The organism is Neptunomonas sp. CHC150, from assembly GCF_030397555.1.
GTDB classification, from domain to species: domain Bacteria; phylum Pseudomonadota; class Gammaproteobacteria; order Pseudomonadales; family Balneatricaceae; genus Neptunomonas; species Neptunomonas phycophila.
In genome coordinates this window covers 265,972-291,162 of sequence record NZ_JAPNXU010000005.1, presented here as the reverse complement: position 1 = coordinate 291,162, position 25,191 = coordinate 265,972, and the positions used below count along the sequence as shown (strand labels likewise).

At 46.9% G+C, this 25,191-nt stretch carries 21 protein-coding genes; 11 read left to right on the top strand and 10 right to left on the bottom strand.

The window, feature by feature from the left end; translation table 11 throughout:
- Positions 1-30 precede the first annotated feature (30 nt).
- Positions 31-1,356, top strand: a complete 1,326-nt coding sequence (locus OW491_RS05765; protein WP_290035068.1) for an HDOD domain-containing protein — start codon at positions 31-33, stop codon at positions 1,354-1,356.
- Between the two features lie 84 nt (positions 1,357-1,440).
- On the opposite strand, the gene OW491_RS05760 is transcribed toward OW491_RS05765, so the two are convergent.
- Positions 1,441-3,363, bottom strand: a complete 1,923-nt coding sequence (locus tag OW491_RS05760; protein ID WP_290035067.1) for an ATP-binding cassette domain-containing protein — start codon at positions 3,361-3,363, stop codon at positions 1,441-1,443.
- A 23-nt stretch (positions 3,364-3,386) separates the two neighbouring features.
- Between OW491_RS05760 and OW491_RS05755 the strand changes: the two genes are divergently transcribed.
- Together OW491_RS05755 and OW491_RS05750 are read left to right on the top strand one after the other, a co-directional pair.
- On the top strand, positions 3,387-3,869 hold the full coding sequence (locus OW491_RS05755; RefSeq protein WP_075173275.1) for a TIGR02444 family protein: 483 nt from the start codon (positions 3,387-3,389) through the stop codon (positions 3,867-3,869).
- Between the two features lie 71 nt (positions 3,870-3,940).
- Positions 3,941-4,639, top strand: coding sequence for an FKBP-type peptidyl-prolyl cis-trans isomerase (locus OW491_RS05750; protein WP_215151155.1), 699 nt, complete (start codon positions 3,941-3,943; stop codon positions 4,637-4,639).
- A gap of 80 nt (positions 4,640-4,719) precedes the next feature.
- Here the strand turns inward: OW491_RS05750 and OW491_RS05745 are convergent, their stop codons facing one another.
- The 3 genes from OW491_RS05745 to OW491_RS05735 all read right to left on the bottom strand — a co-directional run bounded on the left by OW491_RS05745 (position 4,720) and on the right by OW491_RS05735 (position 7,441).
- Positions 4,720-5,817 carry a cache domain-containing protein gene (locus OW491_RS05745; RefSeq protein ID WP_139303168.1) on the bottom strand — a complete coding sequence of 366 codons (1,098 nt, stop codon included), beginning with the start codon at positions 5,815-5,817 and terminating at the stop codon, positions 4,720-4,722.
- Between the two features lie 155 nt (positions 5,818-5,972).
- Positions 5,973-6,959, bottom strand: a complete 987-nt coding sequence (locus OW491_RS05740) for a hypothetical protein (RefSeq protein WP_083637682.1) — start codon at positions 6,957-6,959, stop codon at positions 5,973-5,975.
- The gene (locus OW491_RS05735) at positions 6,956-7,441 is read right to left on the bottom strand and encodes an Rsd/AlgQ family anti-sigma factor (RefSeq protein ID WP_075179444.1); all 486 of its coding nucleotides are present in this window, start codon (positions 7,439-7,441) and stop codon (positions 6,956-6,958) included. Before OW491_RS05735 ends, OW491_RS05740 begins: the two co-directional genes overlap by 4 nt.
- Positions 7,442-7,585: 144 nt before the next feature.
- Here OW491_RS05735 and OW491_RS05730 point away from each other — a divergent pair, with 144 nt between their 5' ends.
- Positions 7,586-7,993 (top strand): flagellar basal body-associated FliL family protein, encoded by a 408-nt coding sequence (locus tag OW491_RS05730; RefSeq protein ID WP_246283283.1) that lies wholly within the window; start codon positions 7,586-7,588, stop codon positions 7,991-7,993.
- A 77-nt stretch (positions 7,994-8,070) separates the two neighbouring features.
- Here the strand turns inward: OW491_RS05730 and gshA are convergent, their stop codons facing one another.
- The 3 genes from gshA to pyk form a co-directional block, all read right to left on the bottom strand.
- Positions 8,071-9,636, bottom strand: coding sequence for a glutamate--cysteine ligase (gene gshA, locus OW491_RS05725; protein ID WP_075179443.1), 1,566 nt, complete (start codon positions 9,634-9,636; stop codon positions 8,071-8,073).
- Positions 9,637-9,753: 117 nt separating this feature from the next.
- Positions 9,754-12,069, bottom strand: coding sequence for a Tex family protein (locus OW491_RS05720; protein WP_290035064.1), 2,316 nt, complete (start codon positions 12,067-12,069; stop codon positions 9,754-9,756).
- A gap of 218 nt (positions 12,070-12,287) precedes the next feature.
- Positions 12,288-13,724 carry a pyruvate kinase gene (gene pyk, locus OW491_RS05715; RefSeq protein WP_075173587.1) on the bottom strand — a complete coding sequence of 479 codons (1,437 nt, stop codon included), beginning with the start codon at positions 13,722-13,724 and terminating at the stop codon, positions 12,288-12,290.
- A gap of 178 nt (positions 13,725-13,902) precedes the next feature.
- Here pyk and OW491_RS05710 point away from each other — a divergent pair, with 178 nt between their 5' ends.
- The 6 genes from OW491_RS05710 to OW491_RS05685 all read left to right on the top strand — a co-directional run bounded on the left by OW491_RS05710 (position 13,903) and on the right by OW491_RS05685 (position 21,553).
- Positions 13,903-16,101 (top strand): ATP-binding protein, encoded by a 2,199-nt coding sequence (locus OW491_RS05710; protein ID WP_290035063.1) that lies wholly within the window; start codon positions 13,903-13,905, stop codon positions 16,099-16,101.
- 36 nt (positions 16,102-16,137) lie between these two features.
- Complete coding sequence (locus tag OW491_RS05705; protein WP_215151159.1) at positions 16,138-17,526, top strand: sigma-54 dependent transcriptional regulator; 1,389 nt, start codon at positions 16,138-16,140, stop codon at positions 17,524-17,526.
- A 222-nt stretch (positions 17,527-17,748) separates the two neighbouring features.
- Complete coding sequence (locus OW491_RS05700) at positions 17,749-18,732, top strand: TRAP transporter substrate-binding protein (protein ID WP_215151160.1); 984 nt, start codon at positions 17,749-17,751, stop codon at positions 18,730-18,732.
- Positions 18,733-18,901: 169 nt separating this feature from the next.
- Positions 18,902-19,477 (top strand): TRAP transporter small permease, encoded by a 576-nt coding sequence (locus tag OW491_RS05695; protein ID WP_075173266.1) that lies wholly within the window; start codon positions 18,902-18,904, stop codon positions 19,475-19,477.
- Positions 19,477-20,874: a TRAP transporter large permease gene (locus tag OW491_RS05690; protein WP_075173265.1), complete on the top strand. Its 1,398-nt coding sequence runs from the start codon at positions 19,477-19,479 to the stop codon at positions 20,872-20,874. The genes OW491_RS05695 and OW491_RS05690 overlap by 1 nt, the downstream gene beginning before the upstream one ends.
- Positions 20,875-21,043: 169 nt before the next feature.
- Positions 21,044-21,553: a hypothetical protein gene (locus tag OW491_RS05685; protein WP_075173264.1), complete on the top strand. Its 510-nt coding sequence runs from the start codon at positions 21,044-21,046 to the stop codon at positions 21,551-21,553.
- On the opposite strand, the gene OW491_RS05680 is transcribed toward OW491_RS05685, so the two are convergent.
- Together OW491_RS05680 and ilvA are read right to left on the bottom strand one after the other, a co-directional pair.
- Positions 21,550-22,107, bottom strand: a complete 558-nt coding sequence (locus OW491_RS05680) for a hypothetical protein (RefSeq protein WP_290035061.1) — start codon at positions 22,105-22,107, stop codon at positions 21,550-21,552. The two genes, OW491_RS05685 and OW491_RS05680, sit on opposite strands and share 4 nt — an antisense overlap.
- Before the next feature lie 147 nt (positions 22,108-22,254).
- The gene (gene ilvA / locus OW491_RS05675) at positions 22,255-23,772 is read right to left on the bottom strand and encodes a threonine ammonia-lyase, biosynthetic (protein ID WP_075173262.1); all 1,518 of its coding nucleotides are present in this window, start codon (positions 23,770-23,772) and stop codon (positions 22,255-22,257) included.
- Between the two features lie 174 nt (positions 23,773-23,946).
- Between ilvA and rpiA the strand changes: the two genes are divergently transcribed.
- Positions 23,947-24,621 (top strand): ribose-5-phosphate isomerase RpiA, encoded by a 675-nt coding sequence (gene rpiA / locus OW491_RS05670; protein ID WP_075173261.1) that lies wholly within the window; start codon positions 23,947-23,949, stop codon positions 24,619-24,621.
- A gap of 55 nt (positions 24,622-24,676) precedes the next feature.
- Here rpiA and OW491_RS05665 read toward each other — a convergent pair whose 3' ends face one another.
- Positions 24,677-25,189: a gluconokinase gene (locus OW491_RS05665; protein WP_290035060.1), complete on the bottom strand. Its 513-nt coding sequence runs from the start codon at positions 25,187-25,189 to the stop codon at positions 24,677-24,679.
- Positions 25,190-25,191: the final 2 nt, after the last annotated feature.

Here is a 25,191-nt window from a genome sequence, read left to right as displayed (position 1 = left end):
CTATACTGCCTTTATTAAGGTGCTGATTATATGGACCAAACCGGAGGAAGAGCGTTGGCCATTGGTGTAAAGACATTAACCGTAGAGCAGAATAAACAATGTCGTTTGGTGTTGCTGCATGACAGTGATGGCAAAGTATTGGTGTTATTACCTGCCGCAAAATTATTAAATTTAGTGAGTTTGTGGCGTGAAGCGGGTCGTAATTTACAACCGACACGCTGTGACGATGCGCTTCGTTTTTTCGGGCAAGACAAACTCTCCACTCCTGAAGGTCAGCAGAAATTATTTAGCCTGCCGTTGCTGATTGATAAATCGATTGATGATCTCAAGAGTATTGAGATCATAGAGCCTTATTCCAGCTTATCATTTACAGCCTCCAAGTCCTGGTTTGGCGAAACCACACAAGCGTTGTCGCTTGGTATCAGCTTAGATGATATCGAGAAGGTGCAGCCACAAGGGGATGATGAGGCCGTCATTACGCATGCCGTGGAGCGTTTCACCGCACTGCGTATTCGTCAGCGGCTAGAAGACACGCTGGGCTTACCAAGTCTGGCGCCAACGACGAATAAAATTATAGAGTTGCGCAGCGATCCCGCTGCTGGTGTAGACCATCTAGTGCCTGTAGTGAAGGTGGATCCTAGCTTGTCTGCTCAAGTAATGAGCTGGTCGGTATCTCCTTATTATGCAGCGCCCGGCAGTATACAGTCTATTGAAGACGCCATTATCCGCATTCTCGGGTTTGATTTGGTCGTGAACTTGGCATTGGGTATCGCTATGGGTAAAACGTTAGATTTGCCTAAAGATACACCGCGAAACCAAATTCCCTATTGGAAGCAAGCGGTTTACACAGCGACTCTTGCTGAGCGGTTAGCCAAAAAAATGCCTTATGACGCACGGCCTAAGCCTGGGCTCGTTTATTTGACGGGTTTGCTTCACAATTTTGGTTATGTGGTGCTAGGGCATTTATTTCCGCCGCATTTTTCATTGCTATCGCGTTACATCGAGGCGAATCCGCACTTACGTTTAGATAGTATCGAAAAGCACATTCTACATGTGACACGTGAGCAAGTCGGTGCTTGGTTGATGGAGTGTTGGTCACTACCTGAAGAAGTGTGCCGTGGGGTTCGCTATTTCAATGACCCATTACATGAAGAAGCGGATGCGTTCTCTCAAGTGGTGTACATTGCGAACCGTGCCCTGCGCCAACATCAAAATGCGGATGGTCCTATTGAGTCTATTAATGATGACGTGCTCTTAGCAGCAGGACTAACGCAGCAAATCGTTGATGAAGAAATAGCACGAATGAATGAACATGATGATGAGCTGCAGGAGCTAACCCGCACGTTATCGCAGTAATGTGTGGACTAGTCTCTGGACGTATCCAAAAAGTCCGGTATCGATTATTCGTACCGGACTTTTTTGTAGGGCTTATATCCTATGCTATTCATTAGCTAGGCTTTGCTCCATGGTTTCTAGCGTTTCCGCTAGCTCCATCCATTCGCTCTCCGTTGTGTCCAGTTGCTGTGTTAATTGTGTCTGTTTAGCTAGCGTGTCTCGTAACTGGTCCTTATTACTGGCTTCGTAGAGGCTATTGTCGGCCAATAAAGTTTCTACCTCACCCAGTTGCGCTTGAAGAGTTTCCATGGTTTTTTCGAGTGCGCTTATTTTGTTCTTTATAGGGCTGAGCTTTTTGCGTAACTCAGCGGCTTCACGCTTTTGAGCTTTGCGGTCAGCTGCTGAGATCGATTGGCTCTCACGCTCAACGGTTTTGCTTTGCGCCTGTTGGGCAATACGGCGTTGGTCGGTTAACCAGCGTTGATAGTCATCTAAATCGCCACTAAAGTCGCTTACGTTACCGTTTGCCACCAGTAAGAATTGATCGACAGTGTTACGTAATAAGTGGCGATCGTGCGAGACAAGAATGACAGCGCCTTCAAACTCTTGCATAGCCATCGTCAACGCGTGGCGTACTTCCAAGTCTAAATGGTTTGTCGGCTCGTCTAGCAGTAGTAGGTTTGGTTTTTGCCACGCAATTAAAGCCAATGCTACGCGTGCTTTTTCACCTCCGGAAAAGCGTTTTACAGGCGCTAGCGCATCATCTCCGATAAAACCAAAAGAGCCCAAGTAGTTGCGAACTTCTTGGTCGGTCGCTTGTGGTGATATACGTTGTATGTGCAAGGCCGCAGACGCTTCCATATCCAACGCTTCCAGTTGATGTTGAGCAAAATAACCCACCCGTAAATGCTCACCTGTATGACGCTCGCCATTTAAAACGGATAAATCGCCCATTAAACTTTTAATCAGAGTGGATTTGCCTGCGCCGTTAGGGCCCAAAAGACCGATACGGGAGCCGGGTGTAAGCGTGATTGATACACCTTTTAGGATGGCTTTTTCAGCGTAGCCGCAATCACTATGCCTGAGTGACAGCAATGGGTTAGATACCTTATCGCTGCTCGGGAAGCGGAAAGTGAATGGGCTGTCGACATGGGCGGCGGATATTTGCTCCATGCGCTCTAGTTCTTTAACACGGCTTTGCGCTTGTTTGGCTTTAGACGCTTTGGCTTTAAAGCGGCGAACAAATTGCTCAATTTCGGCAATGCGCTGCTGTTGTTTCTCAAACTGGACTTGCTGTTGAGCTAGCTTTTCGGCACGAGCACGCTCAAAGGCGCTGTATTGTCCTTTATAGATATCCAGTTTTTGCTGGTGCATATGGGTAATATGCGTGACCACCTGATCTAAGAAGTCACGGTCATGCGATATAAGTAGCAATGTGCCCGGGTAGTTGCGTAGCCAATCCTCTAGCCAAATTGTGGCATCTAAATCTAAGTGGTTTGTCGGCTCATCAAGCAATAAAATATCCGAGCGGCACATCAAGGCTTGCGCTAAATTTAAGCGGATTCTCCAGCCGCCAGATAGCTCTTTGACCTGTTTTTGGAAGTCGTTTGCGCTAAACCCAAGCCCGGCTAATAATTGTTCGGCACGCGCATTAGCGCTATAGCCTTCGATAGAGTCGAGTTCGGCATGCAGCTCGCCAATTTTCTCGGGTTGGTTATGTGTTTCGGCGTCAACGAGTTGTTGCTGAATATGACGTAATGCGGCATCGCCATCCAGCACATAATCTAATACTTTACGGTTGGTTGCCGTTACCTCTTGTGCCATGTGGGCAATGGTAAGATTGGCTTGTACGTCTAAATCACCCGCGTCGGCCTCAAGTTGACCCAGTAAGAGTTTGAATAGGCTAGACTTACCGACGCCATTGGCGCCAATAATTCCCACTTTCCAACCGGGATAAATGGTAAGATTGGCTTTCTCGAGCAATGCCTGAGCGCCACGGTGTAAGCTGAGTTGAGATATCTGAATCATAGGCGCGAAAGTTTATCACAGCTATGCAATTACATACTCCTCTTTGGAACTTTGTGCTGGCCGTTTATGCGCAGCCAGAAGTGGAAGCCCTCTGCTTATCTTTGCAGAATGATCATGGATTATCGATCAATCGCTTGTTGTTTGCCGGATGGTTAGCTTCAGAAAAAAAGGAGTTAGATCTTGATGTGCTGGCGCAAACCCATGCCATTCGCTGGCAATCGGAAATTACAGCGCCGTTAAGGGCGTTACGTTACCGCGTGCGTGACGATCTAAAATTGGCTGCCGCAGGTGTTTACGGCGCAATGCGGCGCGCAGAGTTGGAAGCCGAGCGAGTTGAGTTGGCGTTTCTCTACGATGCCTCTTTAGCATGGCCGCAACAGACTGCTAAAACAGTGAAAGAGTTGGTGACTGCTAATCTTATGTCACTCTTAAAAGACACTGGGGAAGCGAAAGTTAATGCTATCAAGGTGTTAGAGGTTGCATTTCTTGATACGATCACAGAATAGCTTATTGGTGAACTTTCCTGTGTAATGATGCACTAAGCTGTAAACTTGTATTGAGTCTTAAGGATAACGTAATGAAAAAAACGCTGCTGGCCATGACGGTCGCAAGTACCATCGCTTTGATGCCTGTAATGGCACATGCCGTAGATTTGGATTCTGAAGATCAGAAAGTCAGCTACAGCCTAGGTTTGATTTTGGGTGAAAAGCTCAAACAGGATATGGATACGCTTGATTTAGAGGCTTTCCAAGCGGGTCTAAAGTCTATTTATGAAGGTGCTACGCCAGAAATGGATGCCCAGCAAGTGGGTGAAACCATGCAGGCTTTCCAGGCAAAAAAAATGGAAGAACAGCGTAAGTTAGTCGCTGATCTAGCCCAAAAAAATCTAGAGGCTGGTGAAGCATTCTTGGCTGAAAACGCAAAACGTGACGGTGTGGTGACGACGGATAGCGGTCTTCAGTTTGAAGAAGTAGTTGCAGGCACGGGTAAACAGCCTTCGGCAGAAGATACGGTCAAAGTACATTACCGTGGCACATTAATCGATGGCACTGAGTTTGATAGCTCTTATTCACGTAATGAGCCTGTTTCGTTCCCGCTGAATGGTGTTATTCCGGGATGGACAGAAGCACTTCAAATGATGAAAGAGGGCGGTAAAGCGAAGTTAGCGATCCCTTCTGATTTGGCATATGGTCCAGGCGGTATGGGTAATGCAATAGGCCCTAACTCAACGCTGGTATTTGACGTAGAGCTATTGGAAGTAAATCCAAGCGAATAGTTTGACGGCTGATCGATATAAAAAAAACCACCTTTACGGTGGTTTTTTTGTGTCTTGCTATAACGCTAGGGTACGACTAACTAGCTCTTCTTCGCTAATCGTTTAAGCATAATCTTAATACTAACCCCCATGCGCTCTATGGAGCGGGCTAGTGTGCCAATTTCGTCACCGCGGGCTGATTCATCAAGCTTGTCGTGAAACTTACCTTTGCTAATATCTTCAGCAATAGCCGTAAGTTTCGCAATGGGGCGAGTTATGAGTCGAGCAATTAAGTAGGCTGCCAGTATGCTAATAATTAGGGTCGCAATCATTAAAATATACGCTTCTAATTTGGTGCGTTTTACGCTCGCGTAAGCGTCGTCATAGTCTTGCTCGATAATTAAGCGCCAGCCTTGGTTTAAAGGCTGCATGTAAGCGACTTTCTCTACGCCATTGTTGCTGTATACCACGGGTTGCTCCAGTGTGCCGTTAGCTACCATTGGGTAATCAGAAAAATCCTGTAACTGTTCTGATAGTAGCTCAGGCTTGCCGTGGGCAATAACCTTATTATCGTCGTCCAGCAGCATGGCATAACCGCTCTGGCCAAAGCTAATGTTGGCGACCGCTTCTGACATGTCGGTGAGTTTCATGCCCATACAAAGGGCCCCAGGGCTGCTCTGAATGCCGACCGTATGGCATAAGATAAAGGCAGGTTTACCCAGCGTGCGGCTAAGCAGTACCTGCTGGCCTATAGCATTGCCAGCTTTTATTTGCTGAAAGTAGGTGCGATCACCTCGAAAGTGTTTGGGTGTGCCATCAGCATTGAGAACCGGGTCATTATCACTGCGTGCCGTTTTATAGCCGTCAGGGCCTATTGCGTAAACTAAGTAGGTCCATTCATAGGTATCTAAAATGCTTGCCAGGATAGGAGCCTGTAGAGCTTCGTTGTACGAACGCACCTCCGGTAAGGCAGCATTTTGCTTAAGTAAACGAACACTCATATCTGTCCAGCCGTTAATTTTCGCGGCTAAAGTTTCACTGGTGTTTTTTAGATCTTGATTAACTTTTCGTTCCAGCTCTGCCTGAAACTGGAATATGCTTTGGTAGAGTAAACCGGCAAGCGGTACGAGAATGACGAGTAAAATACTAAAGAGTATTTTTGGAAATAACGTCATACCTGTAGTTGTCGTTGTCTTCACTTTCTAAGCCTTTTTTGTTTTTTTAGGGTAAAAGTACACACTAAAACGAATAAGTGACCGTTATTAGCAACAAAATACTATATGGATTTGTGCGCTGACGCACGGTTAAAGACGAATAATGGCTTCGCTAATCTATTATAGACAGGAAATTAATTTTAGCGGAGGGTATTTAAAACACCATTTGAGCCCATGGCATAGTAGGTGCCATTGCTGCCAAATGCGACATCATAAATGGAAGTGCTATTGGGGCCGTAAGCCTCTCGTTTATGAGCACGCCAGCTTTTTGTTAATTGACCTGTTTGGCTGTTCCAAAGCTGGATTAAGCCAGAAGAGGTACCTGTTAACAGTTGGTTGCCATTGCTAGAAAAGCGCGCAGCCACATAACTAACGCGTTTAGGAATTAAGCCTTCGCTACTGCTTAGTGTGTGTAATACCTTGCCGGATGCGGTATCCCAAATAATCGCCTTATCTAAGGTGCTGGCACTAAAGGCTAAACGTCCGTCGGGTGACAGGGCGGCTACATCAATAACATTGTCGAGCGTCAGTGTATGCAACGGCTCTGCGGTGGCGAGGTTCCAGACAGTAGTTGTGTAATCATCCGCGCCGGTTATGGCCAATTCAGCATCATCGCTAAGATCAACGGCACGGACGCGCGCTTGATGAGGAAGCGTTTGTTTGATGCCTCCGTTAATGATGTCAAAGTAGACCGCCGCTTGGTTGCTTAGCCCTAATAGCGCATATTGGCCTTGCTCACCTAAAGCCATATCTAAAATTTCACCGGGGGCTTTCCAAAACCATTCGGCTTGGCCTGTGTCTGTGTGCCAGAGCACTAAATCTTGCTGTGTCGCTGTTGCGGCAAACAGACCATCAGGGGAAAAGCTGGTGGCAGCAATCAGAGATCGCTCTCCTGATGCGTGATTCCAGTCATACAGCCGCGCTTTGCGTTGTATGTTCCATAAGCTGCCTCCTTCCTCTTGAGCACCTACAACCGCTAAGGAACCATCCTGCGAAATGGCACCAGAGTATGCACCCAAGGTGGTAAAGCGTTGCGAGTCAGAAGGAGATGATGTGTTATCACAGGCGCTGAGTAGTCCACAGATCAATGCCAAAGGTAGTAACTTGCCTGTGATAACCGGCATCATACTTGTGCTTCTTCCGTAGACATCACTATGTCGCGATGTGCTGTGTGGAGTACTTCTATGAGCTGATCTTCAAGCGTAAAGCGCTCTTCAATGTTCTCACCTAAAGTTGATAGCTGAAACGAAAACTCTCGGATTTGTTGAACGGTTGGTGAAGAAAAGGATGAATACGCGTCATTAAAGTCTAACGCTGCGTCCGTGGTGGGTTGTATCAGAGGGAAAAGCTTTTGCGCTTTTTCTAAGCCACCATCATCGTATTCGCTGCCTTCGCGTAATAGCTGCTCATATACTTCGAAGTGACCTGAAGACAAATAGTCCATCATAGCGGTGCAGAACTGTCCGATCTTGCTTTCAAGGTTTTTCACTTCAGTGGAAGGCAAGGCAACAAACTGGCTAATGAGCTTTTGGCGAGCTTCTAACCAGTTATCGATAATATTGCTGACACCACCCCAGCGTTCTTTAGCGTTTTGGCATTTTTCTAACATAATCGGATTCCTGTTCCAATGCAGAGCTTCAATAGTAATCCCAAGCTACTTTTTAGTGCAATACGTGAATGACTGGCACTTAGATCATCCATAGCTATACTGAAGCTATTAACCCAGTATAGCTGATTTCTTGAGGATGTTCGTATGTTACCCATGCGTGGCTTGATAGCCGTCATATTTTTGTGCTTTTTTTCGGTAGCCTATGCGGCTGATGATGACGCTGCACCAGCGGATGATTATGTTGGCTATGTCGAGCTTAAGCCGTTTACAGTCAACTTTGGTGGGCCGGGTGTGACGCGTTTTTTGAAGTGTGAAGTATCGATCGCGGTAGGCTCTGAGGCCACACAGTTTGCGATTAACCATCACATGGCCAATATCCGAAACGACCTTGTGTTCTTATACAGCGGTCAAACAGCCGAAAGTGTTGATTCAATTCAGGCACAAACGGAATTGGCGAAAAAGAGCTTAAAAGTAGTTCAGGATTTAATTGTAGAAGAAGAGGGCGAGGCGATGATTTCTGACTTGTTCTTTACGAGTTTTGTGGTTCAGTAAGTTATTGTTATAAAAAATTAATACAGCATTTAGGGCGCAAGCTTCAGTAGTTGATAGAAACTTGCGACCTTTGGTATTTAGCTTTCCATATACTGAGCTAAGTACTGATCGAACTCCAGTGTGTCATTTGCTTCTATATCGGCTTGTTTGAGTAAAGAGTCTGCGACCGATGCGTCGAACTCCGCTACTCGAGTGGGTGATATTTTCCGCTGTAAGAAGTTATTTTTATGCTCGATACTCTTTTGTACTAACCATTCACTGTGTTCGGTATCACTGGCGAATAGGTCGGCAAGTACCATGGCTGATGGCGTTTTAGAGGCGTCGACCATTTTTACCTTTTGAGCCACGACAGCACTGCTATATGCGCTAGTTTGATGAATCTGATCCAGCATAGTTGCAGTAAGAGCGATCTGTTCAAGCGCGTCTATGCCGGCGGCTTTTAGGTCGATTTCGCCTTCGGGGGTCTCTAGGCTGAGCCCTGGCTCGCGCCCACGAGTGACTACCCGTTGCAGGTTTGTACTGAGCATGTCACATTCGAGCACGCTAATTTCTTTATCGCTCATCAAAAGACAAGTGATGAGGAACGCATCTAAAAAATGTGCCTGCGAACTATCAATCCCTGACGGTAATAATGGGTTGATGTCAGTGTTTCGCACTTCAACATATTCTACGCCACGCTCTTGGAGCGCATGAAGAGGCTTTTCGCCCGAACGGGTCACGCGTTTGGGGCGAATATCGCTGTAATACTCGTTTTCGATTTGTAGAATATTGCTGTTTAATTGGCGGTAGTTACCATCCACTTTGACCCCAATTTTTTCATAAGCTGAATAGGGGGTGTGTATGGCGCTGTGCAAGGAGCGGGTGTAAGTGTGCAAGTGGTTGAAGCAGATGTTAAGCGACGATTGCGCTTTGTTTGAGTAGCCTAGATCACTCATGCGTAGCGACGTTGCGTACGGTAAGTAAAGAGTCTGCTCCTTGTGCTGCTGCAGCTCGTGAGTTCTGCCTGTAAGGAAGCTACTGCTTAATGCAGGGGAGGCTCCAAACAAATACAGTAAAAGCCATGAGTAACGTCGAAAGTTACGGATCAACTTAAAGTAAGAGGCTGATCGAAAGGCTTGTAAACTATCGGTGTTGCCTTCCTGAGCTTGATAGGCTTGCCAGAAGTCATCAGGTAGCGAAAAGTTATAGTGGATGCCTGCGATCGTTTGCATCATTTTGCCATAGCGATGCTCCAGTCCTACCCGGTAAATGTGCTTCATTTGGCCGACGTTCGAGGACCCAAACTCAGCGATGGGAATGTCTTCGGCCTTAGGAATAGTACACGGCATGCTGCCAGCCCAGATTAATTCATCCCCTAAACCTTGGTAGCTGTAGGTATGCAGGTCGTCTAAAAACTCAATAGCGGCATCTGGCTCAGCTAGTACCGGTGTAATAAATTCAAGCAGTGCTTCTGAATAGTCGGTAGTAATGTAAGGATTAGTCAGAGCGGCCCCCAATGAAGCAGGGTGAGAGGACTGACTAAGATACCCTTGGTGATCAACCCTAAGCCCCTCTTTTTCGATACCATGAAGGATGCCTTTCAAATACTGTGCAGTGCCTTGGCTGGTCAGTTGATCAAGTTGTTGTTCTAAAACGGATGTCAAAATGAAGTCCTTCAACGAGAGGCTATATTGTGTGGCGCTATTATAGCCCACCTATTTATTAAAACGGCATTGCAACGATGCGTTCTAGTATTCAATCTGAAAGCGCTAATTTTATAACTATTTAATCTTAAAGCCAGCCGCTTTGAGGCTGTCTGCAAGGCCTGTTCCTAAGTGCTGGCTGCGTTGTTGAGTAGCGTTTTTGCTTGCTGGCGCTTTCTTGTACGTACGCTCACTTTGGGTAGATGTTTTGGGAGCCGCTTTGCGATTGTGGGACGTGGAGTCTGCATTTGACTTCATTGATAAAGCGATGCGTTTACGTGCCTCGTCGACATCAATCACTCGCACGCTGACAATATCACCTGTTTTGACCAAAGTGTGAGGGTCTTTCACAAACTGATCAGACAGTGCCGAAATATGCACCAAGCCGTCTTGATGGACACCAATGTCGACAAATGCCCCGAAGTTTGTCACATTGGTGACCACTCCTTCTAGTTGCATACCCGGTTCTAAATCCGCGATCTTTTCTACCCCGTCGGCAAACGTGGCTGTCTTAAATTCTGGTCGAGGGTCTCGTCCTGGCTTTTCGAGTTCTGATAGAACATCGCGAACAGTGTACTCACCGAACTGGTCACTAATAAAACGCTGGCGATCGATTTGAGAAAGCAAAGCCGTGTTGCCAATTAGTTGATCGCTTGTCGTATTAACAGAGTGCGCCATCTGATCCACTAAATCATATGCCTCGGGGTGTACTGCTGAATTATCTAGTGCTTGTTTGCCATTGCGAATGCGCAAAAAGCCTGCACATTGCTCAAACGCTTTTGCACCTAAACGCGGTACTTTAAGCAGTTTTTTACGGTCGCTGAAGGCTCCGTTAGCATCACGGTAATCGATAATGTTTTGTGCTGTCGTGCGGTTAAGGCCTGCAACTTGGACCAGTAACTCGCATGAAGCTGTGTTGAGGTCGACGCCAACATGGTTAACACAATCTTCGACAATACTATCGAGCGCGCCAGCTAAGGCTTTTTGATCCACGTCGTGCTGGTATTGGCCGACACCAATAGCTTTAGGGTCGATCTTAACAAGTTCGGCGAGAGGATCTTGCAAGCGACGCGCAATTGAAACGGCGCCGCGATACGTGACATCTAACTCTGGAAACTCTTTAGCTGCCAGCTCGGATGCCGAATACACAGAAGCGCCCGCTTCACTGACAACAATTGATGTGAAGGTAAGTTCTGGGTAGTGCTTATTAATTGCCTTTACGAGTTGTTCGGTTTCACGCGAGGCGGTGCCATTACCAATACTGATGAGGTCAACAGCGTGTTGTTTAATGAGAGTCGCTAATGAATGGATCGACTCGTCCCACTGGTTGCGTGGAGCATGCGCAAAGACTGTTGTGTAGGCTAAAAGCTTACCTGTTTGATCAACAACGGTGGCCTTAACTCCGGTTCGCAGGCCTGGGTCTAAACCTAGTGTAATTTTTTGTCCAGCAGGAGCCGCTAGTAGCAAGTCTTTGAGGTTTAGACCAAATACACGAATCGCTTCTGCTTCTGCTGTTTCCCGAAGACGGCGTAGGGCATCGGTCTCTAACTGTTTATGTAACTTCTGTGACCAAGTAAGCTCGGCAGTGGATGCCAGCCATTGATCTTGTGCTGAGTGCCCATTGGGTAGCGAGAAAAAGCGCTTGATGGTTTCTACCGGCGTTGATTGCTCTTGTTCAGGCGGTAGGATGCTTATTTTTAGCTCGCTGCCTTTGTGTCCACGAAAAACGGCCAGCGCGCGATGAGAGGGCATTCGGCTAACCGCTTCGGTGTGGTCATAGTAGTCTCTGAACTTACTATCGTCGCTTGCTTTCCCACGCATGACGCTGGCATGCAGCTGACCGTTTTGCCAAAACCACTGACGTAGCGTTTCTATTAAGTTGGCCTCTTCAGCAAACTGCTCAATGAGGATCTGCTGGGCACCGTCGAGTGCGTCCTGTGGGTGGTTGATGGCGTGATCGGGATTTATGTACGCCTTGGCTAGCGTTAACGGAGCCTCGCCAGATTGCTGTAGTAACCTTGTGGCTAACGGCGCTAATCCAGCTTCGCGGGCGATTTGTGCTTTGGTACGTCTTTTTTGTTTAAACGGTAGGTAGAGATCTTCTAAACGCACCTTAGTGTCGGCCGATTCAATATCGGCTTTTAGTTGAGGGGTGAGCTTGCCTTGTTCTTGGATGCTTTGCAGGACGGATTGCTTACGGCTTTGCAAGTCACGCAAATATTCTACGCGCTGAGCCAGTAAGCGTAGCTGGCTATCATCCAGAGCGCCGGTCACTTCTTTACGGTAGCGAGCAATAAAGGGAACAGTCGAACCTTCGTCCAGTAAAGCTATGGTTGCTTCAACCTGCTGTGGACGGACATTGAGTTCCTTGGCAATCTGGCTGGCAAGAGTCATTGGAGCGGTATCCCTAACAATAAAAAACACAAGCGAGAGAATAACAGTAGGTTTGCGGATCGGGAACTAGTCTCTCAGTGTTAATAAAGAAAGCTTGCTAACTGTTGCCGGCCGTTCGCGATGACAAGAGGGAAGGGAAAAAGGGGAAAAAGTAGAGCGCACCTGTATAAAGCCCCTGATCTGACGGCAGAACAGGGGCTTGAGTTCGTTATGCGAAATTACGGTACCTGCAATACTTGCATCGAGTTAGTGCCGCCGTTTTCCCCAATGTTAGCACCACGTGTGAGTATAATTAGATCGCCCGAGTTAAGGACACCTTTGGCTTTTAAGCCTGACAATACTTCATCGTTTAGTTTCTCGCTAGCGACTTGAGTTGCATCAAAGTGCATGGCTTCTACGCCGCGATACAAGGCCATACGGCGCATGGTGACCTCATTGCGTGTTAAGGCGTAAATAGGTAGACCTGAGCGTATACGAGACATCCAGCGCGGTGTAGAGCCTGACTCTGTTAGGCAAATAATCGCCTTGACGCCCACTAGGTGATTGGCTGTGTACATGGCTGAACGGGCGATAGTCTCATCGATACGGTCACCTCGTTTGGTGATGCTCGTGACCGTTGGCTTAGCTGACTGATGCTCTTCGGCGCCTTGGCAGATCTTAGTCATGGCCTTAACGACCTCAACCGGAAAATCGCCAGCGGCCGTTTCGGCGGATAGCATAACGGCGTCTGTGCCGTCCAAAATAGCATTGGCTACATCGAATACTTCAGCTCGGGTAGGCATCGCGCTTTTGATCATGGTTTCCATCATCTGCGTTGCCGTAATCACAGACCGGCTAAGCTCGCGAGCACGAGTGATGATTTTTTTCTGTACGCCAATGAGTTGAGCGTCACCAATTTCTACGCCTAAGTCGCCACGAGCGACCATGACTCCATCACTGGCGAGAATCAGTGAATCTAATGCCTCATCGGTGGCGACCGTTTCAGCACGCTCTATCTTCGCGATGATTTCAGCATTGCTGCCTGCTTGTTTCAGTAGTGAGCGAGCCTCGTCTAAATCGGCGGCTGAGCGCGGGAAGGAAACGGCCACATAATCCATGCCGATCTCGGCGGCCGTGATAATATCGCGCTTATCTTTGTCGGTTAGGGCCGCCGCTGAAAGGCCGCCGCCTTGCTTGTTAATACCCTTGTTGTTGGATAAATCACCAGCCAAAATGGCTTCGGTCTCTACACGCGAGCCATTGACGGCCAATACTTTCAGTTGCATACGGCCATCGTCTAGCAGCAAAATATCGCCGGGTTCGCAGTCTTTGGGTAAATCTTTATAATCCAAGCCTACTTGGTGCTGGTCGCCTGCAAGGGCATCTAGTTCACCATCTAGTACGAAATGGTCGCCAACGTTTAGATGTATTTTTCCGTCTTTGAATTTGGCAATACGGATTTTAGGGCCTTGTAAGTCACCTAAAATAGCAACGACTTTACCCAAACGGCGAGCAATATCGCGAACGGCTTCTGCGCGCTGGCGGTGATCATCAGGAACGCCATGAGAAAAATTAAGACGAACAACGTTTACGCCTTCGCGGATTAAGGCTTCTAAAATGCCCGGTTTATCAGTGGCAGGCCCTAAAGTGGCAACAATTTTGGTTCTTTTTAACATGGCGGCTCTCGTTTGACTGAAGTCGGTATCACGCTCTTGTGTAGAGTGGATACATTTCATATAAAATCATAGCAGCTGATCATGTCAGCTTCATGTAATTAGTAATAGGACACGTGTTCTGACTAAATATCTTAATTTATCACGTACAGCCATTATCATCGGTTTGTCGGTGGGCTTCGTGTTGTTGCTAATCCAAGTATCCATGTTGAGTCAGCGTAACGGCATCGACGAATTGCAGCAGCGTACGCAAGCGGATATGAATCGCTATGCTTTGAGTCTGCAGCAAACGCTTGACCGGTATAAAGACTTACCTCGTTTATTGTCTACCCATTCGGAGCTGATTAATACGCTCTTATACGATAAAAGCAGCGATTCGCGCATGCGCGCTAATTTGTATTTAGAGCAAGTAAATAGCGTGATAGGGGCATCCGATACATATTTGATGAACAGCGAAGGGGTAACGATAGCGGCGAGTAACTGGACTAAAAGTAGTTCATTTGTTGATCGTAACTTCAGTTTTAGACCGTATTTTCAAGACGCTGTAAAAGGCCAGCCTGGTCGATATTTTGCGTTAGGAACAACCTCCAATAAGCGGGGGTATTTCTTTGCTTACCCTGTTAAGCACCGTGGCACTATTTACGGTGCGGTCGTGGTTAAAATTGACTTAAACGAGATTGAAGAGGATTGGAGCGATCCCGATACAGACCTGTTGGTAACGGACGAGGATGGCGTTATTTTTATTTCCACGCAGCCCGAGTGGAAATTCCACACACTGCGGCCGTTATCTCAGGCGGATGTAAAGCGCATTATTAATAGCCTACGTTATGGCAATCATCAGTTAACCTCATTGGATGTGATTAAGCGAGAACAGCGTGCGGATGGCAGCCAACTCATCACCTTAGTAGATGGGCCAGAAATACGAAACAGTGCGTTGGATGGAGCCAGAGCGGGTGAGTATTTACTGCAGAACACGCAGGTACCAGAAGCGGGTTTTAAAGTTGCTATTTTAGCCAGTTTAAAACCGGTAAAACGGCAAGCATTTAATGCGATGATTTTTGCTGCATTTATCTATATTGCCATTGTTCTCCTTGTGCTGGTGTTGACGATTCGGCGCCGTATCATGAAAGAGCGCTCGCAGTTTAGAACCCGCGAACTCAAAACATTAGAGAAAAATGAATCCCGTATCCGTGCCATTATAGATAACACACAAGCCGGATTGATTACCCTTGATAGCCAAGGACGAATAGAAACGTTTAACCACACCGCAGAGCGCTTGTTTGGGTATCGCGAAGATCAGCTTAAAAACCGCTTTTTCAGCTTACTGTTGGCGCATGCCGACAGGCCTGTCTGCTGGCAGCACATAACCAACAACGCCAATGTGTTTGGTAATGATCTGAATATCGAAGCCTCAGGCCGTCGGCAGAATGGAAGCTTTTTCCCGGTAGAGCTGAGCATTGGCCAAATGCCCGGAGAAGCAGGCTCCCGTTTTCTGATTACCATGCATGACATCACTGAGCGTAAACAGTACGAAGAGGCCTTACAGCAGGCACAAGCTGAGCTTGAGAATCGCGTGCGAGATCGAACATTAGACCTCACCAAAGCGAACCAAAAGCTGCGAGATGAGATGCAACAACACAAAGAGACACAAAACGAGCTTATACAAACCGCGAAGCTAGCCGTGTTAGGGCAAATGTCGGCGGGTATCAATCATGAATTAAATCAGCCGTTGACGGCCATTAGAGCCTACGCGGACAATGCTCAGCAGTTTTTGCGCTTGTCTCGTATTGATAATGTTGAGCGTAACTTGCAGGAGATTAGCCAGTTAACTGAGCGCATGGCTAAAATTATCCACCCGCTGAAAGAGTTCTCGCGTAAGTCGAGCGGTCAGCAAGAATCGGTATGTTTGCAATCGGTTCGCGACGGCGCCATGGCTATTATGTACGGTCGATTAGGGCGTGAAGACGTGGTGATCAGTTGGCCCGAAGGCTTAGATCGTTACTATGTGCTTGGTGATATTGTGCGAATTGAGCAAGTGCTTGTTAACTTAATAGGCAATGCCATTCAAGCGATGGATCAGCAAGCAGAGCGTCGCATTGATATCCGTTTAGACTACGAAGAGCATTGCCATGTATTGTATGTCCATGATGCGGGCCCAGGAATCCCAGAAGCGGATTTAGAGCGTGTTTTTGAGCCATTCTTCACAACCAAGAAAGCAGGAAGTGGTCTGGGGTTAGGCTTGTCGATTTCACATCGTATTATCGCCAGTATGGGAGGTGAACTGTCAGTGAGTAACCACCCTGCTGGAGGAGCACAGTTCCGTTTAGCTTTACCGGCCGACCCGAGTATGGACTTGAACCAGCAGTTGACGACTCTCTAACTCGGTTTAGAACTTAACAATAATAGTGAGCCTTTTATGCAGCCCCTGAACACGACCTCTCTTGATACAACCCCTACACCCTCAGTGTTGCTGGTGGATGATGAAGAGCATATTCGGATATCAGCCGGACAATCATTAGAGTTGGGTGGTTATGACGTGGTCACAGAAGCCAGTGCCGAAAAAGCGTTGGCTTTGCTGGAAGCTGCTTGGCCTGGGGTTTTAGTGTCAGATATCAACATGCCTGGCATGGATGGTCTGGAGTTAATGAAAAAGGTACAGGCTATCGACCCTGATATTCCGATTATATTGATTACGGGTCATGGCGATATATCAATGGCGGTTAACGCAATGCGCGATGGCGCGTATGATTTTATTGAGAAGCCTTTTTCCACAGATTTGTTATTAGATATTGTACGCCGAGCCACAGAAAAACGCGCGCTTACCCTAGAAAACCGTCGACTGCGTCAGGAGCTGGAAGCTCAAAATGCTCCGGGACCTCGCATTATTGGTAATACCCCCTCTGTTCAAAACTTAAGGCGTTTAGTGTTTGCGGTAGCGGATACTCCAGCCGACATTCTCATCCTTGCGGAGACAGGTTCAGGTAAGGACCTGATGGCGCGTTACATACATGAGCACAGTAACCGTCGCAGCAACAACTTTGTAGCGATCAACTGTGGAGCTGTCCCTGAGAGCTTGATAGAAAGTGAGTTGTTTGGTCACGAGAAAGGAGCATTTACCGATGCCAAAGCACGCCGTATTGGTAAATTTGAGCATGCTAATGGCGGGACATTATTTTTAGATGAAATCGAAAGTATGCCGCTGGCGTTGCAGGTTAAGCTATTGCGTGTTCTGGAAGAGCGGACTATTGAGCGCTTAGGCTCTAATGAATTAATCCCTCTTGATATTCGTGTGATAGCGGCCAGTAAAACCGACCTTAAAACGATGGCTGAGCAAGGAGATTTTCGTGAAGATTTGTATTACCGGCTCAACGTGGTTCGTATCGATATCCCTCCGTTGCGTAACCGGATAGATGATATACCGTTACTCTTTCAGCATTTCTCAATTATAGCGGCTGCACAATACAATCGTGATGTGCCCAGCATTTCGGCGGAACGGATGCATCGTCTGGTAACGCATGACTGGCCTGGGAATGTGCGGGAGTTACGTAACCTCGCTGAGCGTTACGTGCTTTTGGGCGAAAGCTGTACTTTTGACTTTGATAATCGACCGATTACCGATGCAGAAACAGGAAAGATGACGTTACCAGAGCAGGTAGAACGCTTTGAGAAGATGCTTCTTCAGGCTGAGTTGGCCAGTCATGGCGGCTCAATCAAGGATACCCTGCTTGGTTTAGGCTTACCGCGAAAGACGCTATACGACAAAATGCAGAAGTATGGGCTCGATAAAAATGACTACAAACCCTAAATGTGTGGAAATCCGCCACTTTTGGGCTATACCTATGTGTGGAAGTCCGCCAAAAGTAGCGGGCTTGCGAAAGTTGTTAATTAACAATTTCAATAAAAACAATGGCTTATGCTAGTTGGTCTGCATTGTGCTATATAAGTTTCGATTAGCTGATGCTTGGCAACGCCTTGATCAGACGAAACGCAAAGAAATCTGAATAATACAAAAAACAGGAGATGCATTATGCGTTTATTGACTGCCGCTGTGACTTCAATCGCTCTGGCTATCGGTGCACAGGTTGCTACCGCTGCTCCAATCGAGATCAAATTTTCTCATGTTGTTGCAGAAAACACCCCTAAAGGTCAGATGGCTATCAAATTTAAAGAATTGGTAGCAGAACGTTTGGCAGGCAAAGCTGAAGTAGAAGTTTACCCAAACTCTCAGCTTTTCGGTGACGGTAAAGAGTTAGAAGCCATGTTATTAGGCGATATTCAGTTTATCGCTCCATCGCTGTCTAAGTTCCAAAAATATACTTCTTCTTTGCAAGTTTTTGACCTACCATTTTTGTTTAAAAACATGGAAGCGGTAGAAAAGTTCCAGCAAAGCGAAGCAGGCCAAAAAATGCTAATGTCCATGGAAGACAAGGGCTTAATCGGCCTTGGCTATCTACACAATGGCTTGAAGCAGCTTTCAGCAAGTGAGCCATTACGAGTTCCTTCTGATGCCGCTGGTAAAAAATTCCGTATTATGACATCTGATGTGCTTCAGTCGCAGTTTGAAGCAGTTGAAGCTGTACCATTGAAAAAGCCTTTCTCTGAAGTATTTACGTTGCTTCAAACAAAAGCAATCGATGGTCAAGAGAACACATGGTCTAACATCTACTCTAAAAAGTTCTTCGAAGTTCAGCCATACATCACAGAATCTAATCACGGTGTTTTGGATTACTTAGTTGTCACTTCAACTGAGTTTTGGATGGATTTGGATGAAGATATTCGTGCTGAATTGAAAAAAGCACTGGATGAGGCCATTGCTTACGGTAACGAAATAGCAGCGAAGAAAGGCGATGAAGATCGTCAAGCGATCATTGACTCTAACCGCTCAGAAATCATTGAGTTGACCGATGCTGAACGTCAGCAATGGGTTGACGCGATGAAGCCGGTTTGGAAACAGTTTGAGTCTGATATCGGTGCTGACTTAATCGAAGCGGCGGTTTCTTCAAACAACTAATCGCCACTGGTAACACATCAAAGTGGGTCGACCGACCCACTTTCTTCACAGTTTTATAACGATTTTCACGTTTAATACTTACAGGAGAGCTGTACTCAGAGCCGGGTGCTGTCCTGTAGCTATTGCTGCACGTTAATAATCGTTGCTACTCATGATTGCGGAGGCAGAAATGCTTAAAAAAATAATAGGGCAAGCAGAAGAGGCGTTTATATCGCTACTTCTTGTCTCGATGACATTGCTGGTGTTTGTCGAGGTAGTCGCCCGTTTTGGTTTTAATACAGGTATCCACTGGTCTCAAGAGCTAACGCTGATCCTTGCGGGTTGGTTTGTACTTTTTGGGGCCTCTTATGGTGTAAAGGTTGGTGCGCACATTGGTGTTGATGTGTTCGTTAAGCTACTTCCTAAAAAAGCGTATCGTGCATTAACGCTATTAGCGATCGTTTTATGCCTTGTTTACTGCGGCCTGTTCCTAGCTGGCTCATGGGTCTATGTGTCTAAAATGTACAAAATTGGTATTGAGTTAGAAGATATTCCCCTTCCTCGTTGGATGCCGATGACCGTCTTGTTAATTGGTCTGGTATTACTAGTGATTCGTTTTTTACAGTTAGGTTGGAAAGTTATCACCGGCGAAGCCGATGGCTTCCACATGGCGGATGAAGCGAAAGAGTCGCTTGAACTTGCAAAAGAGCTACAAGAATCTGACGACGCGGGTGAGCTGTATTCTACTAATAAGGGGAGCAAATAATGACAATCGCGGTCCTCTTCACAGTACTGTTTGGGTGCATGTTTATCGGGATGCCAATTGCAATAGCATTAGGCTTATCGTCGATAACCACTATTTTATTATTCTCAAATGACTCGTTGGCATCAGTTGCGTTAAAACTGTTTGAAGCGACATCTGAGCATTACACTTTGTTAGCGATTCCTTTCTTTATTTTATCATCGGCTTTCTTATCAACGGGCGGTGTCGCTAAGCGTTTGATTAACTTTGCAGTGAATTCGGTGGGCCACATTCGTGGCGGCTTAGCAATGGCATCTGTTCTTGCTTGTATGTTATTTGCGGCTGTATCCGGTTCATCGCCAGCAACGGTTGCTGCAATTGGTACGATCTGTATCGCGGGCATGGTGCGCTCTGGTTATCCACAATCGTTTGCGGCGGGCGTTATTGCTAACGCCGGTACGCTGGGTATTTTGATTCCACCGTCTATCGTTATGCTGGTATACGCAGCGGCGACTGAAGTTTCAGCATCTCGCATGTTCATGGCGGGTTTTATCCCTGGTTTGATGATGGGGTTGATCTTGATGATTGCCATTTACATTGTGGCGCGTATTAAAGGTTTGCCTTCTCAGCCGTTTCCAGGTTTTGGTGCGTTAGCTCGTTCAGGCCTTATTGCGCTGGGTGGCTTAATGCTGATCATCATCGTATTGGGCTCTATTTACGGAGGTATAGCGTCGCCAACAGAGGCTGCCGCTGTGGCCGCTGTATACGGTTACTTTATTGCTGTTATGGGGTACCGAGACATAGGTCCATTGCGCAATGTGGCATGGCGTAATGAAGGTGAAGCAATGCCCTCAGCTATCGTGCGTAACATAGGTCAGATGCTATTAGCTTTCCCTAAATCTGCATTCGACCCTGAAGTACGTAAGGTCATTCTAGACGCATCCAAAGTGTCGTTAATGCTGCTATTCATTATTGCGAATGCAATGTTGTTTGCTCACGTATTGACCACTGAGCGTATTCCTCATCATATTGCAGAAGCGATTGTGAGCTGGGGACTGCCTGCGTGGGGCTTTTTAATCATCATGAACTTACTGCTATTAGCAGCCGGTAACTTCATGGAGCCTTCGGCTATCCTGTTGATCATGGCACCGATTCTGTTCCCTATTGCTATGCAGTTGGGTATCGACCCTATCCACCTAGGTATCATCATGGTGGTTAACATGGAGATCGGTATGCTGACACCGCCGGTGGGGCTCAATCTCTTTGTGACAGCAGGTATCACGGGTCAGAACATGATCTGGGTAATCAAAGCCTGCCTACCATGGTTGTGCTTGTTGTTAGGCTTCTTGGGATTAATTACATATGTTCCAGAGATTTCATTGTTCTTGCCGGAATATATCGACAAGCTAAAAGGTTATTAAGCGAGTTACGCTTAACGAATCCTGGCTGGGGGAGCCAGCCCTCTCCCCTGATTAATTAGTGTAAAAGTGCACTTCGCCGCCCATTGGGCGGCTTTTTTTTATCTCGATTTTGTTCATTGATCCCTTATAATACCGCTTCGCTTTTGTTTGTTTACGTATTGAGGTAGCTATGTTGGGGACGTTTGCAGCCATGTGGGGGTATGCGGGCATTTGTCTGATCTTCGCTAGCGCTATTTATCGCTTAGGCCCTATGGCTTTGCAGCTTACGACACAAACACTGCATTGGTATCATTGGTTGGCCCTGCTGTTTAGTGTGGTTTTTATGGGGTTTGCCGAAGGGTATAAAGGCTTTCAGAAAGGTTTTTCGCCTCGTGTGGCGGCTCGCATTCGATACCTATCTAATAACATTACTCCAGTGCGCGTATTGCTTGCTCCGCTCTTTTGTATGGGGTTTTTCCACAGCGAAAGACGCCGAAAGATAGTTACCTTTACGCTGACTATAGGCATTCTCATCATCATCCAAGTGGTGCATCATGTGCCGCAGCCTTGGCGTGGAATTATCGATGCTGGTGTTGTTTTAGGCCTGCTATGGGGGATTGTGTCGCTGACTTTGTTTACACTGAAAGCGTTCTTTGGCGAACACGATCACTCGCCGGAAGTCCCCACTAAGGCTGGTTAACGAATAACAGCAGACGGCAACCAGCGCTGCCCTTCATCGATGTCTTCTAACATCATCGGTGCAAAAGGCGGTATGCCTAAGTCGTCGGGCGGGGCGGCCAGCTCATTTAAATCCACTGCGCGTGCTCGTCCAATTAAACCCTCATCCGTCACTGTAAATTCGTAATAAATCCCGTTCCAGAAATTCGCTCCAAATTCATTTGGCTTTTTAAACATAAAGAGTAAATCGTGCGATAGCCATTGGGTGTTGTCTGGGCTAATGGTACGAGGTGATGGGTAGGGATATGGCAAATGGCACCATAGTTCTGGGCCTTCTAAGCATTTCATCTCCTTCATAGAAAGGAAGTAATCGGTGAACTGGCTATGATCAATATGTAATTGATACTGGGTTTGTTCGCCTTCGTGAGTGAATGTGATGCTTCCTATGGTGCGAGCGCTGTTGTCTTTATCGAGTAACTGTATTGTTTGGGTGCCGGATAGGTCTGCAATAGCGGGAGTTGATAGCGTTAAACAAAGACCACTGATGGCGGTGAGTTGACGTGTGAGATGCATCATAGTCGGTTCTGCCTGTTTTTATTGTTAGCCGTGAGAACTACGGTAGTTCAAAAACAGGAGCGCCTTAATGCTACTTTCAGGTTGTTTGAGTATAAATGCCGTTACATGCGGATATCAGTTATGCGCCGCTGATATCCGCTGTAAGGTCTAGCCTAAGAAAAGTTGATAGGACGCGTTGTCTGTTTCGTCCCAGTATTCATAACCGATTTCATCCAGAAACGCTTGGACTTGGCTATGCTCTTGCGCTGGCACTTGCATTCCTACTAAAACACGACCGGCTGCCGCGCCATGGTTGCGGTAATGGAACATGGAAATATTCCAACGGCCGCCTAGTTTGGTTAGAAACTTCATCAACGCGCCAGGTCGTTCAGGGAACTCAAAGCGATAAACCACTTCGTTGTCGACGGCTTCGGGGGCATGGCCTCCGACCATATAACGCACGTGTAGTTTGGCGGTTTCGTCATCGGTTAGGTCAATGACTTCGTCTAAGTGCTCTCGAATTTCAGCCAATAGCTCATCGCGGCCGTCATTGTTAGGTTTAACCTGAATGCCCGCAAATACGACAGCGGTATCGTCATTACTGTAGCGATAGTTAAATTCAGTGATGTTGCGTTTACCTAACGCCGTGCAAAACTTTTTAAAGCTACCTGGCTTTTCTGGGATTTTAGCGGCGACGATGACTTCGCGCTTTTCTCCAAGCTCAGAGCGCTCTGCAATGTGGCGTAAACGGTCAAAGTTCACGTTTGCGCCAGAGTCGATGGCAATCAGTGTTTGGTTGCTGCATTGCTCGCGGGCCACATATTTTTTCATACCCGCAATACCTAATGCTCCAGCGGGTTCACAAATGGAGCGGGTATCGTCGTAAATATCTTTTATAGCCGCGCAGATTTCGTCAGTTGATACGCAGATCACTTCATCGACATATTCACGGGCCAGTTCAAAGGTATTTTCACCAATTTGAGCAACGGCCACGCCGTCAGCAAAAATGCCAACTTGTGGTAGCACGACTCGGCTACCTGCTGCCAGAGCGGCATGCAAACACGCGGCTTCGCTGGGCTCTACGCCAATAACTTTTGTTTCTGGACGCAGGTATTTCACATAAGCCGCAATACCTGCAATCAAGCCGCCGCCGCCAACCGGTACGAAAATAGCGTCAATAGGCCCTGACTCTTGACGAAGAATTTCCATAGCTATTGTGCCTTGGCCGGCAATAACGTCTGGGTCGTCAAAGGGGTGTACATAGGTCATGCCTTTCTCGGCGACTAAGGCTTTAGCGTAGGCTGAGGCATCATCATAGGCGTCGCCGTGCAGTACAACTTTGCCACCTAAACGGCGAACATTGTTGACCTTTAGCTCCGGAGTCGTTTTGGGCATTACAATGGTGGCTTTTACCCCCATTTTTTTAGCCGCCATGGCTAAGCCTTGCGCATGATTACCCGCTGAAGCAGCTACAACACCACAGGCCAGTTGTTCTTCAGTTAACTGACGCATTTTGTTATAAGCGCCGCGAATCTTGAATGAGAACACCGGCTGTAAGTCTTCGCGCTTAAGAAGCACACGGTTATTAAGCCTTTCTGAAAGACCACGAGCCTCATCAAGAGGGGTTTCGACAGCGACGTCATAGACGCGAGCTTCGAGTATTTTTTTGATGTATCGGTGAGCCATGTTGTTAACTAATTTTTCAATAGGATTAGATCTGCAAGTGTCTTGCTAAGCGGTAAATGTGAGTATTTAGCAAGGAGAGGCAGAAATGCTACTCGCTGTGTTGCAATTCGTCTACAAGCGAGGGCAAATGCTGCGTATAATTTGGCCATATTTATGAATAATTAGGGTAAAACCATGACTCAAGATGAAATGAAGCTAGCTGTAGCACAAGCGGCCATCGAGTATATCCGTCCCAAGCTCAATGATGATTCCATTGTCGGCGTAGGAACAGGGTCAACAGCTAACTTTTTTATTGATGAGTTAGCAAAGATTAAACATCTTTTTGCCAGTGCCGTGGCAAGCTCAGATGAGACGGCAAAGCGTTTGGAAGCTCATGGCATCGAGGTCTTGGATCTTAATACGGCTGGGCAACTTGACGTTTATATTGATGGCGCTGATGAGTTTGATCCGCATTTAAATCTCATTAAAGGCGGTGGCGCTGCGTTAACGCGAGAGAAGATTGTTGCAGCGGCCTCTCGTGAATTTGTGTGTATTGTCGACTCTTCAAAGCAGGTGGATATTTTAGGTGGCTTCCCGTTACCTATCGAGGTGATCCCGATGTCGCGCTCCTATGTAGCACGAGAAATAGTAAAGCTTGATGGCGCTCCGGTTTATCGTGAAGGTGTCGTAACAGATAACGGGAACGAGATTCTCGATGTGCATGATTTGTCGATCGTTAACCCTAAAGAGTTAGAGCGCGTTTTAAATAACGTGGTAGGGGTAGTGACGAATGGTTTGTTTGCTAATCGTGGTGCTGATGTCGTATTGATGAGCACTCCTGATGGCGTAGAAACGTTTAAGCGCTCATAAACGGAGCGTTAGATCAAAGCTCCCCATAATCTATTCATGGGGAGCGTATCTTAGATCAAGATTTTGTGGAGTGTGTTAACGAGTCGTCCAGTGCTTTAAGAATATCATTGAGCACGTCCTCTACAGGTTGATCGATATCGATATGAACCGCTTCATCGGTTAGTGGCTCGATGAGATCTCCAAACTGGCTCTCCAACATGCCTCGACCGTTAAAATAATGGCCTTCGCGTTGTTGATGACGTTTCCAAATCGTATCGATATCGCCTTTTAAGTAAATTAACGTGGCCTCATTGCCTTGACGTAACAGCTCACGATACTGGGGCTTAAGTCCAGAGCACGCCACAACCGCATTCGGCTTGCTAGTAATTAACTGATTGAGAGTGTGTAGCCACTCGCGACGATCATGGTCATTGAGTGGGGTGCCTTGGCGCATTTTTTCTACGTTCTCAGGGGGGTGAAAATCATCTCCATCATAAAATGATAGGCCCAAGTGCTCAGCCAGCAATGATCCGATCAAGGATTTACCGCAACCCGATACGCCCATCACAATTATCTTTTGCTTATTCATCG

Bases quoted from the DNA above. Each gene is read 5' to 3' on its own strand.
- OW491_RS05740 (WP_083637682.1), bottom strand. From the start codon at position 6,959: ATGATGCCGGTTATCACAGGCAAGTTACTACCTTTGGCATTGATCTGT.
- pyk (WP_075173587.1), bottom strand. From the start codon at position 13,724: ATGTTAAAAAGAACCAAAATTGTTGCCACTTTAGGGCCTGCCACTGAT.
- rpiA (WP_075173261.1), top strand. From the start codon at position 23,947: ATGACTCAAGATGAAATGAAGCTAGCTGTAGCACAAGCGGCCATCGAG.
- OW491_RS05750 (WP_215151155.1), top strand. From the start codon at position 3,941: ATGAAAAAAACGCTGCTGGCCATGACGGTCGCAAGTACCATCGCTTTG.
- OW491_RS05720 (WP_290035064.1), bottom strand. From the start codon at position 12,069: ATGACTCTTGCCAGCCAGATTGCCAAGGAACTCAATGTCCGTCCACAG.
- OW491_RS05705 (WP_215151159.1), top strand. From the start codon at position 16,138: ATGCAGCCCCTGAACACGACCTCTCTTGATACAACCCCTACACCCTCA.
- OW491_RS05760 (WP_290035067.1), bottom strand. From the start codon at position 3,363: ATGATTCAGATATCTCAACTCAGCTTACACCGTGGCGCTCAGGCATTG.
- OW491_RS05765 (WP_290035068.1), top strand. From the start codon at position 31: ATGGACCAAACCGGAGGAAGAGCGTTGGCCATTGGTGTAAAGACATTA.
- OW491_RS05680 (WP_290035061.1), bottom strand. From the start codon at position 22,107: ATGATGCATCTCACACGTCAACTCACCGCCATCAGTGGTCTTTGTTTA.
- OW491_RS05695 (WP_075173266.1), top strand. From the start codon at position 18,902: ATGCTTAAAAAAATAATAGGGCAAGCAGAAGAGGCGTTTATATCGCTA.
- OW491_RS05700 (WP_215151160.1), top strand. From the start codon at position 17,749: ATGCGTTTATTGACTGCCGCTGTGACTTCAATCGCTCTGGCTATCGGT.
- OW491_RS05730 (WP_246283283.1), top strand. From the start codon at position 7,586: ATGTTACCCATGCGTGGCTTGATAGCCGTCATATTTTTGTGCTTTTTT.
- ilvA (WP_075173262.1), bottom strand. From the start codon at position 23,772: ATGGCTCACCGATACATCAAAAAAATACTCGAAGCTCGCGTCTATGAC.
- OW491_RS05685 (WP_075173264.1), top strand. From the start codon at position 21,044: ATGTTGGGGACGTTTGCAGCCATGTGGGGGTATGCGGGCATTTGTCTG.
- OW491_RS05735 (WP_075179444.1), bottom strand. From the start codon at position 7,441: ATGTTAGAAAAATGCCAAAACGCTAAAGAACGCTGGGGTGGTGTCAGC.
- OW491_RS05690 (WP_075173265.1), top strand. From the start codon at position 19,477: ATGACAATCGCGGTCCTCTTCACAGTACTGTTTGGGTGCATGTTTATC.
- OW491_RS05665 (WP_290035060.1), bottom strand. From the start codon at position 25,189: ATGAATAAGCAAAAGATAATTGTGATGGGCGTATCGGGTTGCGGTAAA.
- OW491_RS05755 (WP_075173275.1), top strand. From the start codon at position 3,387: ATGCAATTACATACTCCTCTTTGGAACTTTGTGCTGGCCGTTTATGCG.